The sequence below is a fragment of the Delftia sp. WSY_7 genome (assembly GCF_043104845.1).
Lineage (GTDB): Bacteria > Pseudomonadota > Gammaproteobacteria > Burkholderiales > Burkholderiaceae_C > Comamonas > Comamonas tsuruhatensis.
Genome location: NZ_JBICLB010000005.1, coordinates 496,426 through 512,411, shown reverse-complemented (window position 1 = coordinate 512,411; position 15,986 = coordinate 496,426). Strand labels below are relative to the sequence as shown.

12 protein-coding genes are annotated in these 15,986 nt (G+C 70.1%); 5 read left to right on the top strand and 7 right to left on the bottom strand.

The features are described 5' to 3' along the window. Positions 1-96 precede the first annotated feature (96 nt). Complete coding sequence (locus ACF8ME_RS03640) at positions 97-972, bottom strand: hypothetical protein (RefSeq protein ID WP_026062924.1); 876 nt, start codon at positions 970-972, stop codon at positions 97-99. Between the two features lie 152 nt (positions 973-1,124). Further along, positions 1,125-1,274: a hypothetical protein gene (locus ACF8ME_RS03635; RefSeq protein WP_164474686.1), complete on the bottom strand. Its 150-nt coding sequence runs from the start codon at positions 1,272-1,274 to the stop codon at positions 1,125-1,127. A gap of 196 nt (positions 1,275-1,470) precedes the next feature. Here ACF8ME_RS03635 and ACF8ME_RS03630 point away from each other — a divergent pair, with 196 nt between their 5' ends. The 3 genes from ACF8ME_RS03630 to ACF8ME_RS03620 are packed head-to-tail and all read left to right on the top strand — an operon-like array spanning position 1,471 to position 6,933. Further along, complete coding sequence (locus ACF8ME_RS03630) at positions 1,471-2,154, top strand: DUF2760 domain-containing protein (protein WP_043782922.1); 684 nt, start codon at positions 1,471-1,473, stop codon at positions 2,152-2,154. Positions 2,155-2,156: 2 nt separating this feature from the next. Continuing rightward, complete coding sequence (locus ACF8ME_RS03625) at positions 2,157-4,022, top strand: Hsp70 family protein (protein ID WP_392415274.1); 1,866 nt, start codon at positions 2,157-2,159, stop codon at positions 4,020-4,022. Positions 4,023-4,080: 58 nt separating this feature from the next. Beyond that, positions 4,081-6,933, top strand: a complete 2,853-nt coding sequence (locus ACF8ME_RS03620) for an Hsp70 family protein (protein ID WP_392415272.1) — start codon at positions 4,081-4,083, stop codon at positions 6,931-6,933. Positions 6,934-7,014: 81 nt separating this feature from the next. Here the strand turns inward: ACF8ME_RS03620 and ACF8ME_RS03615 are convergent, their stop codons facing one another. After that, complete coding sequence (locus tag ACF8ME_RS03615; protein WP_392415270.1) at positions 7,015-8,961, bottom strand: trypsin-like peptidase domain-containing protein; 1,947 nt, start codon at positions 8,959-8,961, stop codon at positions 7,015-7,017. 203 nt (positions 8,962-9,164) lie between these two features. Here ACF8ME_RS03615 and ACF8ME_RS03610 point away from each other — a divergent pair, with 203 nt between their 5' ends. Continuing rightward, positions 9,165-10,607: an NAD-dependent succinate-semialdehyde dehydrogenase gene (locus ACF8ME_RS03610; protein WP_016448756.1), complete on the top strand. Its 1,443-nt coding sequence runs from the start codon at positions 9,165-9,167 to the stop codon at positions 10,605-10,607. A gap of 44 nt (positions 10,608-10,651) precedes the next feature. Here the strand turns inward: ACF8ME_RS03610 and ACF8ME_RS03605 are convergent, their stop codons facing one another. From ACF8ME_RS03605 to ACF8ME_RS03590, 4 genes are all read right to left on the bottom strand, one after another. Continuing rightward, on the bottom strand, positions 10,652-11,173 hold the full coding sequence (locus ACF8ME_RS03605; RefSeq protein WP_392415268.1) for a GNAT family N-acetyltransferase: 522 nt from the start codon (positions 11,171-11,173) through the stop codon (positions 10,652-10,654). A gap of 91 nt (positions 11,174-11,264) precedes the next feature. After that, the gene (locus ACF8ME_RS03600) at positions 11,265-13,250 is read right to left on the bottom strand and encodes an FUSC family protein (RefSeq protein ID WP_392415267.1); all 1,986 of its coding nucleotides are present in this window, start codon (positions 13,248-13,250) and stop codon (positions 11,265-11,267) included. Beyond that, entirely contained in the window at positions 13,247-13,708 is a 462-nt protein-coding gene (locus ACF8ME_RS03595; RefSeq protein ID WP_016448753.1) for a MarR family winged helix-turn-helix transcriptional regulator, read from the bottom strand. Before ACF8ME_RS03595 ends, ACF8ME_RS03600 begins: the two co-directional genes overlap by 4 nt. A 157-nt stretch (positions 13,709-13,865) precedes the next feature. Further along, the gene (locus ACF8ME_RS03590) at positions 13,866-14,948 is read right to left on the bottom strand and encodes a YeiH family protein (RefSeq protein WP_026062025.1); all 1,083 of its coding nucleotides are present in this window, start codon (positions 14,946-14,948) and stop codon (positions 13,866-13,868) included. 132 nt (positions 14,949-15,080) lie between these two features. Between ACF8ME_RS03590 and ACF8ME_RS03585 the strand changes: the two genes are divergently transcribed. Then, entirely contained in the window at positions 15,081-15,986 is a 906-nt protein-coding gene (locus ACF8ME_RS03585) for a LysR family transcriptional regulator (protein ID WP_016450860.1), read from the top strand.

Genomic DNA, 15,986 nt, shown 5'->3' with positions numbered 1-15,986 from the left:
TGGGATTCCTTGGAGCCGCCCGGTCGGCGGCGAAGCGGGTATTTTGCATCGCGGCGCTGCGCTGCGGGGGCGCAGGCCGGCGTGTCCCTGCGGGCATCAGGCCGGTGCCGCGGCCTCTTCCCACCAGCCGCTGAGGAGGGCGGGAGGGCGCTGCGCCGCATGCACCCAGGCACAGGACGGCCAGGCATCCTGCTGCACGTTCATGCCCGCATAGATGCCGTAGCCGGGGCCGGCCGCGATCTCGCCTTCGGCATGCAGGGTCTCGCCCGCGCGGATGCTGCAGGCCGCACGGATGTCGCCCAGCGCACGCATGCCCCAGTCCACCTCGATGTGGCTGCCGCCTTCCACGTCGGCGCCAGCGTACAGGCCGTGGCCCAGCTCGATCAGGCCGCTGGCGCGGATGCTGCCGCCCGCGCGCAGGCCCTTGCCGCAGCGGATGGCGCCCTGCACCTCGATGTCCTGGCCGGCCTGTGCCCCTCCGCCCAGGCGCAGGTCGGCGCCGCAGCGCAGCTCCCAGCCGGCGCGCACGTCCTCGGCGCGCAGTTCCTCGTGCACGTCCACGCTCCAGGCGGCCTTGACCAGGCCGCCGGCCTGCAGCGGGCCGCTGCAGAAGATGGCGCCGCCGCTGTGCAGGTCCTGGCCGGCCTCGATGCGTCCGGCGTGGATGCCGGCGCCGGCCTGCAGCGTGCGGCCCACGGCCAGCAGGCCGGGCACGCGCAGCTCGCCATGCACGACGACGCTGCCCGAGAACACCAGGGCATCGGCCTCCAGGTGATCGACCTCCAGCACGGCATCGGTGGGGCCGAACTGGTTCATGAGCCAGCGCGCGTCCTCGACGCGGCCATCGCCCACCAGGGCGTCGAGCACGCGCTGGTAGTCGTTGCCGTCATGGCGGTTGCGCACGAACCAGCGAAAGCCCGCCGCGCAAGGGCTTTTGGCGCGCAGAAAGTTTTGGGAGAGTTCCATGTCCATCGTCAGCTCCTGGGTCACAGCGGCTGTGCCATGCGGCGGCGCAGCCTGAAAGGCGTGCAGGCCAGGGCGATGCGGGCGTGGGCCGGCAGCTCCTGGCATGCGTTTGCATGCGGATTCGCTGCGGGGGCCGTGCGGGAAGCTGGGGGTGGACCTCAGGCTTTCCGCACGGCGGCGGAAAGCAGGGCCGTGAAGCCGCACAGGCTGATGAAGGCCGTGGGCACGCCGTGCACGCGCTGCGGCCGCTGCGCGCGCAAGGCGGTGCAGCGGGTCGGGGCGTGGCGGAAAAGGCGTGTAGGGGCCATGGACAGGGGCAGGAGCAGCCGCGATTATGCCGCGAGGCCATTTGCGCACGGGGGCATGGGGCCGTGTACAGGACGGGGCTTCGTTGCTTTGGGTAACATCACGGACCCTGCGGGCGCCCGGTGGAGGACCATCGGCGCCCGGTTGCCCTGCTGCGCGGCGATCGGCCCGGCAGGGTCCTCTCGCCAAGAGAAGCCCATGAATTCCAAGACTCCCCCCTCGTTCCTGAGCCGCATCGCCATCGCGATCGGCAGTTTCTTCGCCATCCTCGGCAACGGCCGCCTGGCCGCTGATGTGTCCCGCCTGCGCGACGGCGAGCCGCTGGCCGCCGACGTGCCGCCGCCCGCACCCAAGGAGGTGCGCGTGGAGGTGCCCGTGGACCGGATCGTCGAGGTCCGCGTCGAGGTGCCTGTCGAGAAGGTGGTCGAGAAAGTGGTTGAAAAGCGTGTCGAGGTGCCGGTCGAGAAGATCGTCGAAAAGACCATCGTGGAGCCGGCCGCACCCGCTGGCACCGCCGCACTGCAACTGCTGGGCCTGCTGCAGCGCGAGGCGCGCTTCGTGGACTTCGTGCAGGAAGACGTGGCCGGCTATGCCGACGCCGAGATCGGCGCCGCCGCCCGCGTGGTGCACGAAGGCTGCCGCAAGGTGCTGCGCGAGCATTTCAGCATCGCTCCCGTGCGTGCCGAGGCCGAAGGCAGCCGCGTCACGCTGGCCGCAGGCTTTGATGCCGCCGCCGTGCGCCTGACGGGCAACGTGGTCGGCCAGGCGCCGTTCACGGGCACGCTGGGCCACCGCGGCTGGCGCGTGGACGATGTCCGCCTGCCCCAGCTCACCGATCACAAGGCCGCCGCCATCGTGGCCCAGGCCGAGGTGGAGCTGTAAGCATGGACCAGTCCCTTCAATCCTCCCAGGCCCGTTTCAGCATCGGCATCGACCTGGGCACCACGCATTGCGCGCTCTCCTATGTGGACCGCCAGGCCAGCGATGGCGAGAAGGTGGAGCAGGGCGTGCTGGACATTCCCCAGCTCACCGGCCCCTCCAGCGTGGAGGCGCGCCCACTGCTGCCATCCTTCCTCTACCTGCCGCATGAAAGCGAGCTGACTGCGGCCGACATGGCCCTGCCCTGGGGCGCCAGCCAGGACTTCGTGGTGGGCGAGTTCGCGCGATCGCGCGGCGCGGCCACGCCGATCCGGCTGGTCTCCAGCGCCAAGAGCTGGCTGTGCCATCCGGGCGTGGACCGCCGCTCGCCCCTGCTGCCGGCCGATGCGCCCGAGGAGGTGCACCGCGTCTCGCCCCTGACCGCCTCCATCCGCTACCTGTCGCACCTGCGCTGGGCCTGGGAGCAGGCCCATCCCGAGGCGCCGTTCGACGCCCAGGATGTGACGGTGACCATTCCCGCATCGTTCGACCCGGCCGCGCGCGAGCTGACGGCCGAGGCCTGCCGCGCCGCGGGCTTCCAGAGGCTCACGCTGCTGGAGGAACCCCAGGCTGCGCTGTACAGCTGGATCCAGGCCAGCGGCGGCCAGTGGCGCAAGCAGGTACAAAGCGGCGAGATCATCCTCGTCGTGGACGTGGGCGGCGGCACTACCGACCTGTCGCTGATCGCCGTGCTGGAAAAGGACGGCGGCCTGGAGCTGCAGCGCGTGGCCGTGGGCGAGCACATCCTGCTGGGCGGCGACAACATGGACCTGGCCCTGGCCTACGGCGTGGCCCGCAAGCTGGCCCAGGAGGGCAAGCAGCTCGACGCCTGGCAGACCCGTGCCCTGGCCCATGGCTGCCGCCAGGCCAAGGAGCAACTGCTGGCCGACGCCTCGCTGCAGTCCGTGCCCGTGGTCGTGCCCAGCCGGGGCAGCAAGCTCATCGGCGGCAGCATCCGCACCGAGGTCACGCGTGACGAGGTGCTGCAGATGCTGGTGGAAGGCTTCTTCCCGCGCGCAGCCGTCTCCGACAAGCCCCAGACCCGCGCGCGCGCCGCGCTGACCCAGCTGGGCCTGCCGTATGCGCAGGACGCGGCCGTCACGCGCCACCTGGCGGCCTTCCTCTCACGCCAGGCCGGCGCCACCGAGCAGATCGAAGGCCTCCAGGGCACGCAGCCCGAGGGCGCGTCCTTCCTGCATCCCTCGGCCATCCTGTTCAACGGCGGCGTGCTCAAGGCGCCGCAGATCGAGCAGCGCATCCTGGAAGTCGTCAACGGCTGGCTGGCCGGCGAAGGCGCGCAACCTGCGCGCCTGCTGGATGGCGCCAACCTGGACCTGGCCGTGGCGCGCGGCGCCGCCTACTTCGGCCATGTGGCGGCTGCGGGCCGTGGCGTGCGCATCCGTGGCGGCACGGCGCAGAGCTATTACGTGGGCGTGGAAAGCAACATGCCCGCCATCCCCGGCATGGAGCCGCCCATCTCGGCCCTGTGCCTGGCGCCCTTCGGCATGGAAGAGGGCACCGAGGTGGCGCTGGACACGCAGGAATTCGGCCTGGTCGTGGGCGAGCCCGTGCGCCTGCGCTTTTTCGGCTCCTCCGTGCGCCGCGCCGACCAGGTCGGCACCGTGCTGGACTTCTGGGGCCCAGAGGAACTGGTCGAGCTGCAGGAGATCGAGGCCCACCTGCCCGCCGAAGGCCGTGCGCCCGGCGAGATCGTGCCCGTCACCCTGCATGCGCGCGTGACCGACATCGGCACGCTGGAACTCAACGCCGTGCCCGTGGGCGGTGACGAACGCTGGAAGGTGGAGTTCGACGTGCGGGCCGATGTAGCGTAGCCCGCCCCGGCGGCAGGCCCGGTCCGGGCCGCGCACCGTGCCCTGTATGACTGCCGATATGCCTGATACTGCCGCCCCCGCCTCCGCCACCCCCTTCGCTCCCGACGCCGCCCACATCGTGGGCATCGACCTGGGCACCAGCCACACCGTGGTGGCGCATGTGCCCGTGGGCGGCACGGCGGCCGACATCGCCTTGCTGCCCGTGGCGCAGCGTGTCTCGGCTGGCGAGGTCGCTGCCCAGGTGCTGCTGCCTTCTGCGCGCTACCAGGCGGCGCCCGGCGAACTGGGCGATGCCTGGCAGCAGCCCTGGGCGGCACTGGGCGCCGATGCGCAGGCGCCCGCCGTCAATGGCCGCTGGGCGCGTGATCTGGGCGCGGCCGTGCCGTCGCGCCTGGTGGCCAGTGCCAAGAGCTGGCTGTCGCACGCGGGCGTGGACCGCACGGCGGCCATCCTGCCCTGGGGCGCGCCCGAAGAGGTGGCCCGGCTGTCGCCGCTGCAGGCCTCGGCCAGTTACCTGGACCATGTCCGGCAGGCCTGGGACCGCACGCACCCCGGCGCGCCGCTGAGGGACCAGCTGGTCGTGCTGACCGTGCCGGCCTCATTCGACGAAGGCGCGCGCGCACTGACGCTGGAGGCCGCGCGGCTGGCCGGTCTGCCTGCGGTGCAATTGCTGGAAGAACCCAAGGCCGCCTTCCACGACTGGCTGGTGCTGCAGGGCGAACGCCTGGCGGCCGAGCTGGCGCACTGCCGCCTGGTGCTGGTGGTGGATGTGGGCGGCGGCACCACCGACCTGACCCTGATCCGCGTGCAGCCCGCTGAAGCTGGAGGCCTGCCCGTGCTGACACGCACGGCCGTGGGCGAGCACCTGATGCTGGGCGGCGACAACATGGACCTGGCGCTGGCCCATCGGCTGGAGCCGCAGTTCGCCCCCCCCGGCGAGCGTCTGCCCGCCGCACGCTTCGCCCAACTGGTGCAGCGCTGCCGCATGGCCAAGGAACAGTTGCTGGCCAGCGAGGCGCCCGAGTCCGTGGCCGTGACCCTGCTGGGCGGCGGATCGAAGCTGCTGGCGCAGACGCGCACGGCCATGCTGCGCCGCGACGAGGTGCGCGAGGCCGTGGTCGAAGGCTTCATGCCGTTGGCCGGCCTGCAGGATCTGCCCACCCGGCGCCAGGGCGCTTTGCGCGGCCTGGGGCTGCCCTATCCTGCCGATGCGGCGATCACACGGCACCTGGCGCAGTTCCTCGCGCAGCACGCGGCTGGGGAGTTGCCCGATGCGGTCCTGCTCAATGGCGGCGTCTTCCACGCCCATGCGCTGGCCCAGCGGCTGGTGGCGCAGCTGCAGGCCTGGCGCGGCCAGCCGCTGCGCCTGCTGCACAACCCGCATCCCGACTGGGCCGTTGCACGCGGCGCAGCGGCGCATGGCCTGGCCATGCATGTCCAGAGCCGTCCGTCTGAGGATCTGCCGGAATCGGAAGATGCCCGGACTGTGCCCGCCCCGGTACCGCGCATCGGCGGTGGCTCGCCGCGCAGCTACTGGCTGGTCCTGCCCGAGAAGGCGGGTGCCGCACCACAGGGCATCTGCCTGCTGCCGCGCGGCACGGAGGAGGGCGTGCGCATCGTGCTCTCCGGCCGGCGCTTTGCGTTGCGCCTGGGCCAGGCCGTGCGCTTTTCGCTGGTGGCCAACAGCCTGGCCGCCGCGCCTGCGCAGGCCGGCCGCATCGCGGCGCTCGACGGCGAGGGCTGGGTCGAGCTGCCCGCACTGTCCACCGTGCTGCCCGCGCCCGAAGGCCGGGACAAGGCCCAGGTCGAAGTGCAACTGCAGGCCTGCATGACCGAGGTCGGCACGCTGGAGGTGCGCTGCGTGGCCGCCGACGATGCACAGCGCCAGTGGCTGCTGCCGTTCAGCGTGCGTGGTGCGCTGGCCGCAGATGCGCAGGACACCGGCGATCGTTCTGCCCGGCAGGGCCGGCTGGCGGACGCCGTGGCCCTGATCGAGCGCATCTTCGGCAGCCAGGCCCAGGAGGTGACGGCCAAGGAGGTCCGCCAGCTGCGCCAGTCGCTGGAGCGACGGCTGGGCCCGCGCGAGGACTGGGACCTGCCGCTGCTGCGCGCACTGTTCGACGCCTTGCTGGCCCGCGCCAGGCGCCGCCGCCGCACGGCCGAGCACGAGCGCGTCTGGCTGAACCTGGCAGGCTGGTGCCTGCGCCCCGGCGTGGGCGCCGAGCTGGACGGCTGGCGCATGCAGCAGGTCTGGCAACTGCATGGCCAGGGCCTGGGCCATGGCGGTGAGGCGGCCAACCGCACCGAATGGTGGGTGTTCTGGCGCCGCGTGGCCGCAGGCCTGGATGAGGCCCGGCAGATGGAGCTGCTGGAAGAGGTTGCCGGCCACATGCAAAAGGCCGTGCAGCAGTCCACGCAGCGCAGCCAGGGCAAGTCCGCCCATGGCAGCTACGACGACATGCTGCGCCTGTTCGCCGCCATGGAAGCTGTGCCCTGGCAGTACCGCCAGGAAATGGGCCAGTGGATGCTGCAGCGGCTGAAACACCCCGGTGAATCCGTGCAGACCTGGTGGGCCATAGGCCGGCTGGCCGCGCGCATGCCGCTGGCCGCCAACGCCCACCGCGTCATGCCGCCCGAGGCTGCGCAGGAGTTCCTGGACGCCACCCTGGCCCAGGACTGGCGCCGCAATGAAACCGCCATGTTCGCTGCCGTGCAGATGGCCCGCATGACGGGCGACCGTGCGCTGGACCTGTCCGATGTCCAGCGCGCCCTGGTGCTGGAACGGTTGCGCGGCGCCGGTGCACCGCAGCGCTGGATCGACCTGGTGGAACAGGTCCAGCAGATGGACGCCCAGGATGCGAAGCGCAGCTTTGGGGATAGCCTGCCGCCGGGGCTGGTGCTGGTGGGGTGACGGCTGTTGCCCAAGAAGAAGGCCCCGCAGTGCGGGGCCTTCTTCTTGGGGAGGCACTGCAGCAAGTGCAGTGCGCTGTGCTTACTGCGAGTTCCAGACGTAGTAGGCGACACCTTCGTACTTGAAAACGGGATAGCTGGCGATCACGAAATCGCGTTCAGCCGCGTTGGCCGTGTAGAAGTGCGTGCCTGTCTGCACGTTGAAGAAGCGGAACATGGGAACGGTGCCATTGCCGGCGGCCGTCTGGGCATACCAGGACGTGCCCTCGCTCTTGAAGCTGGGATAGGTTGCGAGCACGTAGTCACGTTCAGGCTGGCTGATGGTGAAGAAGTGTGCGCCGGAGGCCGTGTTGAAGAAGCGGAACACAGGGTCCAGGCCCTGCTGCGGCTGGGTGGACGCATAGAAGGCCACGTTCTCGTACTGGAAGGCCGGGTAGGTGGCCACCACATAGTCGCGCTCGGAGGCGCTGGCGGTATAGAAGTGAGCGCCGGTCTGGCGGTTGAAGAAGCGGTAGATGGCGGTGCGGGCCTGTCCGGTGCCGACGCCGCCCGTGCCCGTGTCTGCAGCAAGCCACTTCTGCACATTGGGGAAGAGCAGGTCAAAGCGCCCATAGATCGACGTCCCCCCGGAAGCGGGGCAGGTCTGGTCGTCGCCACCGTAGAGCACGCCGACCAGACGTCCATCCAGGAACATGCCCGAGCCACTGCTGCCCCCTTCGGTCAATCCCCGGTTCCATGTCACGAGGTTGAAGCCGCCGCTGCGGTCATAGCAATTCATCCTGCCTTCGCTGGATGGTTCGCACGCCACGGATCCATAGACTGTTCCAAAGCTGATTTTCTGAAGATCGCCTCGAGGATGGTGGATGCCGACCATGCTGCTGCCACGCTCCACCACCTTGCTGCTCCAGCCTGCAAAGACGGCGCCAGCCGGAGGCGCTTCATTGAGGCGCAGCAGGGTCGAGTCGTAGGTCGCCGTCGCATAGAGCAAGGTGGCACCGTTCCTGAGCACTTTGCTTGCAGAGGACAGCGTGCGGCTGTTGCAGGAGGGAGTGCGATAGAACCAGGAGGTTTCCAGGGAGGATGCTTCAGTCTGGCTGCTGATGCAATGGTTTGCCGTGATGAAATACGGTGTGCCGGAAGAGGCTTGGTCATTGAGCAGCGTACCCGTACACAAATAGCCCCCGCCATTCTTCACGTACAACATGCGGGCCACGGCATTGCGCTGCGAACTGTATGCGTCGTAGCAGGTGGAGTCCAAGTGGCAGGACACTGCCTCGTTGAGCTGAGCCGAGAACTGCATTTCGCCTTCCAGCGGAAGCGAGAGGTTCTCATGCACATGCATCACGCGCGGGATGGCGATGCGCAGCGTGTCGGCCGGGACACCTGGGGGCAGATCGATCTCCAGCGTTGCTTCGTCACCGCCCGTGTCAGGCGTCCACCAAGTGCGGCCTTCGGCAGTGTCGTCACCGGCGTCCTTGTTGGCCTGCAGCAGTTGCAGCACGCGCTGGCCCGAAATTTCATAGGCGCTGGCGCGGTCGCCCTGCGCATAGATGCGCAGCAGTGCGCTGCCAGGCAACTGGTCGATTTCCACGCCCAGTCGGATGCCGTAGGCGCCTTCTGAGCGCACGCTGACGGCGGCAGTGATGCCTCCATCGGCAGAGGCCTTCCATTGCAACTGCCCGCCCAGGGCCCGTGTGCTGCCTGTCTGGTTGCTCAGGCGCTGTGCGCCGACCTGCAGGGCGCCACCCACGGCAGCCGAGGCGGCGCGTACGTCCTTCCATGGACCCAGTTCCACGCGCAGCGGCATGGGGGTGACGGCTGCGGGGGAAGACATGCTGCGCGAAGCCAGGAACTCCCGAGGCGTGTCCTGCGGCTGGACGCGCGAGTCCACGCTCATGCGGGGGATGAACTGAGGCACATCTGTGGCGCCCTCCTGCCCCCATGCCAGCCCCAGGCTGCCGGCCAGGGCGAGCGCCAGCGCGACGCTGCGCAAGCCCCTGCGCGCAGTGGTGTCGAAAAGATCGGTCATGAGCTCCCTCTCAACGGATTGGTGGATATTGCGAAACCCGGGCATTTTAGGTGTTGTGTGCGTGACAGCCCGGTGACGGCAGGGCCGTCCGGCGCTTCCTAGAATGGTCGCTGCGCTGCAGCGGCAGCCGGGTGCGGACACTGCGAGCGCCGTGCCTGCCCCACACATCTGCCCCCTGTCATCTACCAAGGATCTGATCCAGCATGAGCCACTCCTACTCCGACACCCAACTCCTGATCGACGGCCAATGGCAGGACGCCGCCAGCGGCAGGAAGATTCCCGTGCGCAATCCGGCCAGCGGCGAGGTCATCGGCCATGTGGCCCATGCCGACGTGGCCGACCTGGACCGTGCGCTGGCCGCCGCTCAGCGCGGCTTCGAGACCTGGCGCAAGGTCTCCGCCCATGAGCGCGGAGCCGCCATGCGCCGTGCCGCAGCCCTGCTCAAGGACCGGGCCGACGAGATCGCCGCCCTGCTGACGCAGGAGCAGGGCAAGCCGCTGGCCGAGGCCAAGGGCGAGATCCTGGCCGGCGTGGGCATCATCGAATGGTTTGCCGACGAGGCGCTGCGCGTGTATGGCCGCATCGTGCCCTCGCGCCGTCCCGAGGTGCAGCAGCTGGTGATCAAGGAGCCCGTGGGCCCCGTAGCCGCCTTCACGCCCTGGAACTTCCCCGTCAACCAGATCGTGCGCAAGATCGGCGCGGCGCTGGCCACGGGCTGCTCCTTCCTGTGCAAGGCGCCCGAGGAAACGCCGGCCGCGCCTGCCGCCCTGTTCAAGTGCTTTGTCGATGCCGGCGTGCCGGCCGGGGTGGTGGGCCTGGTGTTCGGCGATCCGGCCCAGATTTCCTCCTACCTGATCGCCCATCCCGTGATCCGCAAGGTCACGTTCACGGGTTCCACGCCCGTGGGCAAGCAGCTGGCGGCGCTGGCCGGCCAGCACATGAAGCGCTCGACCATGGAGCTGGGCGGCCACGCGCCGGTCATCGTGGCCGAGGATGCCGACGTGGCGCTGGCCGTCAAGGCGGCGGGGGCGGCCAAGTTCCGCAATGCAGGCCAGGTCTGCATCTCGCCCACGCGCTTTCTGGTGCACAACAGCGTGCGCGAGGAGTTCACACGCGCCATGGTGGCGCATGCCGAAGGCCTCAAGGTCGGCGATGGCCTGGTGCAGGGCACGCAGATGGGCCCGCTGGCCAATCCGCGCCGCGTCACCGCACTGGCCCATTTCATCGAGGACGCGCAAAAGCAGGGCGCCAAGCTGCTCACGGGCGGCGGCTCCCTGGGCGACAAGGGCAACTACTTTGCACCCACGGTGCTGGGCGATGTGCCGCTGAGCGCCGAGATCTTCAACCAGGAGCCTTTCGGCCCCGTGGCTGCCATCCGCGGCTTCGACGATCTGGGCGATGCCATCGCCGAGGCCAACCGCCTGTCCTATGGCCTGGCCGCCTATGCGTTCACGCGCTCCATCAAGACCGCTCACCAGCTGGCGCAGCAGGTCGAGGCCGGCATGCTGTGGATCAACCAGCCGGCCGTGGCCTCGGCCGAGATGCCGTTCGGCGGCATCAAGGACTCGGGCTACGGCTCCGAAGGCGGACCCGAGGCGCTGGAGGCCTACCTGGTCTCCAAGGCCGTGTCCATTGCCGCCGTGTGATCATGACCGGCTGAACGATGAACGGCCCCTGAGGGGGCCGTTTTTCATGGGCGCGGCTTGCGCGCGGGAATGCGGTAGATGACGGCCGCGTACTTGGGCCGCTGCTGCTGCTCCACGACGACTCCGCCCAATCCTTCGGCGATGCGCCGGCTGGCCGTGTTGGCCTCGGCCACCGGGTAGCTGAAGGACTGTGGGGCGAAGGTTTCCGCGGCCCAGGCGGCCAGGGCGGCAACGGCCTCGCGGCCATGGCCCTGGCCATGCGCGTCCTCGCGTATCCAGATGCCGAGTTCGGGCTCGGCATCGCGCGCGCGGTGCAGGCCCAGCAGGCCGGTGAATCGGCCTGACGCGCGCTCGCGCAGCGTGAAGTTGAAGTCCGTGCCGGCTGAGATCTCTCGCAGCCATCCGCGCCAGACCGCCTCGAAATCGGCAGGCGCCGATGGCGGCTCGAACGACAGGTAGCGCGTCAACGTGGGCGTGATGCAGGCAAAGGCCTCATCGGCATCGGCGGCAGTGAAGGGGCGCAGCGCCAGGCGCTGTGAGGTGATGGTGGTGTCGCTCCACGACATGGATGCTTTCCTTGCAACAGGGGGACAGGGAGCGTGGGGCGCTGCCGGCCTGGGCTGGCCTTAGCCGTTCATTCTGGCATGGGTCCGTGCTTCAGCCGGCATTGCGGAAGAAGGCTTCGTGCTGCGCGATCTCGTGCGCGGCATGGCGCAGCTGGCGGGCCTGGTCGGGGTGGCGTTCGGCCACGCGCTGCGCCAGCGCGCGCAAAAGCGGCGGGCACTGGCCGGGCGCCTGCTGCAGCCGCTGCAGGCGCAGCAGCGCGGCGCGCACGGCGCGGGCCGTGCCGTCGCCCAGGGCCGCTTCCCCGGACAGCTGGTGCAGCGCCTGGATGGCGCGGCCCACATGCAGGGCGGCCAGGCCGCACTCCGCTGCCTGCGCACCCAGCTGCCCTCCGGCCTGCTCCGACATGCGCACCAGGCGCAGCAGCCGGTGGTACAGGCGGGCACGCCAGATGCGGCCATCGCGCGCATGGCCGGGCGTGGCGGCCATGTCCTGCAGCTCGTGGACCATCATGGAGCGCAGGCCCTGCAGCCGTCCCTGCAGCGTGACCGGCAGGATGAATCGGTAGGCAGCCCAGCCGGCCAGCGGCCCGGACACCACCGCCAGCCCCAGGGCCAGCGCATGGCCGAAGCTGGCCGTCTGCGGGTAGTGGGGCTGCAGCAGGAGCAGCAGCACCATGTTGCAGTCATAGCCCGAGAGCGCGGTGCGCTGGTGCGAGAACAGCAGCGCGCCCACGAAGACGAAGGGCAGCATCAGCCACACCAGGCCCGCCTGGCTGCTGGCGAACGGCCAGACCAGCCACTGGCAGGCCAGGGCCACCAGCACGCCCATGGCCTGGCCCAGGGTCACATGGCGCATGGTGGCCGACGGGTTCTCGAAGCCCGAGAACACGGTCAGCATGATGGACATGCCCAGCAGCATGTAGGCGCCGCCGCTCCAGCCCGAGGCCACCCACAGCAGGCCCACGATGGCGATGGCCGCGCTGGCGCGCAGCATGGCGCGGCGCGCGCCCAGCCAGTCGCTGTGCAGCACCACGGGCCATTGGCGCGCGCGGTGGCCGGGCGGCAGCGCCACGTCGTGGGTGGCGGCCAGGTGGGCCTGCAGTGCAAAGCCCATCGGGGCCAGCATGTCGGCCGCGCCGGGCCAGGTTACGGCGGACTCGCGTGCGCGTATCAGGGCCGCCGCGGCCTCGTGCAACTGCACGCGCGTCTCCAGTGCCACAGCGGCTTCGCGCAGCGCCTGCGCGGCGGCCAGGGCCTGCGCGTCGCCAAAGGCCGCAGGCGGCTCCTGCGATGGTGCATCGCGCAGCCACAGCAGGGCCGAGATCTGGGCATTCATGAGTCGGCGCAGCGCGTGCACGGCCTCGCGCGAGCGCTGCGATCCTGCGGCGTGCGGGTCCAGCCCCTCCTCGATCACCGCCATGGCCAGCAGGCGGGCGGCGATCTCCTGCGAGCCCAGTGACGAACGGCCGCGCGCCTGCAGGCTGTCGGCCAGATCGCGCAGCAGCCGGGCAAACAGCTGGCGTACCTCGGCATTGCCGGGAATGCCGCTGCCCTTGGGCGTGAACAGCCAGCCCACGAGCAAGGCTGCGAACACGCCGGTCAGCGCGGTGAACAGCCGGTCCCAGCCCAGGGCGAAGACCTGCTCGGGATGGGCGAAGTCCAGCAGCGCCACCATGGCTGCCGAATAGCCGGCCAGCATGGTGCCGTAGGCCACGAAGCTGCGCTGCAGATTGCCCACGCCCGCACACAGGCCCAGCCAGACGGCCAGGCCCAGCACCAGCCACAGCAGATTGCCCTGGGCCAGCAGCACCAGGCCCACGCCGACGGCCGTGCCGGCCACGGTGCCTGCGACCCGGAAAAAGCTTTTCTCGACCAGTTGCCCGCGCAGCGGCTGGGATGCGGCCCAGGTGGCCATGGCGGCCCACTGCGGATGCTCCAGCCCCAGCTGCCATGCGGCCAGCAAGGCCAGGCAGGCGGCGAAGGCCGTGCGCAGGTGCTGGCGCAGGCGCACGGGGTCGAAACCCCAGCGGGCCGAGGCCTGCAGCAGGCGGCCATAGGCATCGTGGAGGGCGCTCATGGCGCGCCTTCCGTGCGCAGCGCGCCCATGCGCGCCTGGATCTTGGCCATGCCGGCCAGCATGGCCTCGACCTCGGCATCGTCCAGGTCCTGCAGCATGGCCAGCTCGGCCTGCAGCATGGTGGCGCGCACGCGGTCCACGGCGCCGTTGCCTTCATCGGTCAGGAAGATGCGCTTGCTGCGCCGGTCACCGGGGTCGGCGCGGCGCTCCACCCATCCATGGCCTTCCAGAATATCGAGCAGGCGCACCAGGCTGGAGCCATCCAGCCCCACGCGCTCGGCCAGTTCCTTTTGCGTGACGCCATCGCCCCAGGCGCGCAGGTGGATCAGCGGCGCCCAGGTGGCGTCGGTCAGGCCGTCGGCCAGCAGTTGTTCCTCGACCTGGCGGCGCCATTGGCGTACCAGGGTGACCATGAGAAAGCCGAGACGGGCGCGGGGAGGGGCAGAGGCAAAGGACATGCCTCGATTATCTTTGTAGTTCAATTAATTTGCATTGCAAATTAATTGTGCCTGCATTTGATTTAAGGGTATTCCCTTGTTCTGGAAGGCAGGCCGTCCATGAAAAAGGCCCTGCGAGACGATGCCTCGCAGGGCCGGTCGATGGATGCTGGCAGCTTCAGAGCAGGCCGGGCACCCAGCGGTTGAAGAGCAGGCCCGCCACCAGAAGCCATGCGAACAGCAAGGCGGCCAGCAGCAGGGGCTTCGTGCCTGCGGCACGCACGGCGCGGACATGGGTGGTCAGGCCCAGGGCCGCCATGGCCACGGCCAGCAGCGCGTTGTCCAGCTGCACGCCCACCTGCACCACGGCAGCGGGCAGCACGCCCAGCGAGTTCACGCCGGCCATGGCGACGAAGCCCAGCGCGAACCAGGGAATGGTGATGCGGCGCGGCTGGCCGTCGCTCATCTGGCTGCTGCGGTTGCCGCGCGCCACCGCCATGGACAGCAGCAGCAGGAAGGGGGCGAGCATCATCACGCGCACCATCTTGGAGATCACCGCCACGTCGGCGGCTTCGGGCGCAATGGCTTCGCCGGCGGCCACGACCTGGGCCACCTCATGCACGGTGGAGCCCACGTACAGCCCGTACTGCGCGGGCGACATGTCCAGCCAGCCGTGGGCGGCGTTCCAGTGGAACAGCGCGGGGTAGAGAAAGGTGCCCACGGTGCCGAAGACCACCACGGTGGCCACGGCCACGGCCACGTCTTCGGCACGTCCCTTGATCACGGGTTCGGTGGCCAGCACGGCAGCGGCGCCGCAGATGGAGCTGCCCGCGCCGATCAGCACCGTGGTGCGCGCATCCAGCCCGAAGACGCGGCGGCCCAGCCACTGCGCCAGCAAGAAGGTGCTACCCAGCACCAGGGCATCGACCACCACGCCGGCCATGCCCACATGGCCTATGTCCTGGAAGGTCAGCCGCAGGCCGTAGAGCACGATGCCCGCGCGCAGCAGGCGCTGCTTGGCCAGGCCCACGCCGGCATGGCAGCTGGGCGCCAGGCGCGGATAGACGGTGTTGCCGATGACCAGGCCGATGCAGATGGCCAGCGTCAGTGCACTCAGGCCCGAGCCGGCCAGCAGGGGCTGGCGTGCGCCCCAGGTGGCGGCTGCGGCAATGGCGCCTGCCAGCAGCAGGCCGGGCGCAAGCTCGGTCAAATGGCGAAGCCAGCCAGGGAGGGAGGAGCGTGGGAGGGAAGTGGTGTTCATGGTGCCTGCGCGCCGCGTCAGGAGCGCGGTGCATGGGAGGCACTTTAGATTTCTTGGCTATATTCGTATAACGAATAGTTTTTGTAGCATCAACCGGGGAAACAGGTTGATGCCTCGTCCAGACTGCACGCCATGCTGCACCTCACCCTGCGACAGCTCGAAATCTTCTGCGCCGTTGCCCAGGCCGGCTCCACCGTGGCGGCGGCCGATGCCGTGGCCCTGTCGCAGTCGGCCACCAGCGCCGCGCTGCAGCAGCTGGAGCAGGCCATGGGCGCCCAGCTGTTCGAGCGCGTGGGCCGGCGGCTGGCGCTCAACGACGCGGGGCGCGCCCTGCTGCCCGAGGCGCTGGCGCTGCTGGAGCAGGCCAGGGGCATAGAGCAGGCGTTTTCGGTGCGGGCCGCCAGCCTGCCCGTGCGTCTGCGCGTGGCAGCCAGCACCACCATAGGCACCTATGCGCTGCCGGCCGTGCTCGCGCACCTGGCGCGCAGCCATCCGCACCTGAGCGTGGACCTGCAGATCGCCAACACGCGCGAGGTGGGCCAGGCCGTGGAATCGCTGGACGTGGACCTGGGCCTGATCGAGGGCACCAGCCACTGGCCCGGGCTGGAGGTCGAGCCCTGGATGCGTGACGAACTCGTCATCGTGGCTGCAGCACAGGACCCGCTGGTGCAGGCCGCAGGCCAGCGCCCGCTGGGCGTGGCCGCCTTGCGCGGTGCGCGCTGGCTGCTGCGCGAGCCGGGCTCGGGCACGCGCGAGATGGTGGAGCATGCCTTGCTGCCGCATCTGCACCAGTTGCCGGCCGCCGCCACGCTGGGCAGTTCGGAGGCGATTGCGCGCTGCGTGGCGCAGGGCCTGGGTGTCAGCTGCCTGTCGCGCGTGCTGGTGCAGGCCCTGGTCGCCTCGGGAGAGCTGGCCGTGCTGCCGACCACGCTGCCGCGCATGTGGCGGGATTTCTCGCTGGTGCAGCGGGCGGGCAAGCGCCGCTCGCCGGCGCTGGCGGCCTTCGTGCAGGCCTGCAGGTCCCAGGCGCAGGAATGA

Excerpts from the sequence above, each read along its gene's own strand:
- ACF8ME_RS03585 (WP_016450860.1), top strand. The coding sequence starts at position 15,081 with ATGCTGCACCTCACCCTGCGACAGCTCGAAATCTTCTGCGCCGTTGCC.
- ACF8ME_RS03595 (WP_016448753.1), bottom strand. The coding sequence starts at position 13,708 with ATGTCCTTTGCCTCTGCCCCTCCCCGCGCCCGTCTCGGCTTTCTCATG.
- ACF8ME_RS03615 (WP_392415270.1), bottom strand. The coding sequence starts at position 8,961 with ATGACCGATCTTTTCGACACCACTGCGCGCAGGGGCTTGCGCAGCGTC.
- ACF8ME_RS03640 (WP_026062924.1), bottom strand. The coding sequence starts at position 972 with ATGGACATGGAACTCTCCCAAAACTTTCTGCGCGCCAAAAGCCCTTGC.
- ACF8ME_RS03605 (WP_392415268.1), bottom strand. The coding sequence starts at position 11,173 with ATGTCGTGGAGCGACACCACCATCACCTCACAGCGCCTGGCGCTGCGC.
- ACF8ME_RS03590 (WP_026062025.1), bottom strand. The coding sequence starts at position 14,948 with ATGAACACCACTTCCCTCCCACGCTCCTCCCTCCCTGGCTGGCTTCGC.
- ACF8ME_RS03610 (WP_016448756.1), top strand. The coding sequence starts at position 9,165 with ATGAGCCACTCCTACTCCGACACCCAACTCCTGATCGACGGCCAATGG.
- ACF8ME_RS03630 (WP_043782922.1), top strand. The coding sequence starts at position 1,471 with ATGAATTCCAAGACTCCCCCCTCGTTCCTGAGCCGCATCGCCATCGCG.
- ACF8ME_RS03635 (WP_164474686.1), bottom strand. The coding sequence starts at position 1,274 with ATGGCCCCTACACGCCTTTTCCGCCACGCCCCGACCCGCTGCACCGCC.
- ACF8ME_RS03600 (WP_392415267.1), bottom strand. The coding sequence starts at position 13,250 with ATGAGCGCCCTCCACGATGCCTATGGCCGCCTGCTGCAGGCCTCGGCC.
- ACF8ME_RS03620 (WP_392415272.1), top strand. The coding sequence starts at position 4,081 with ATGCCTGATACTGCCGCCCCCGCCTCCGCCACCCCCTTCGCTCCCGAC.
- ACF8ME_RS03625 (WP_392415274.1), top strand. The coding sequence starts at position 2,157 with ATGGACCAGTCCCTTCAATCCTCCCAGGCCCGTTTCAGCATCGGCATC.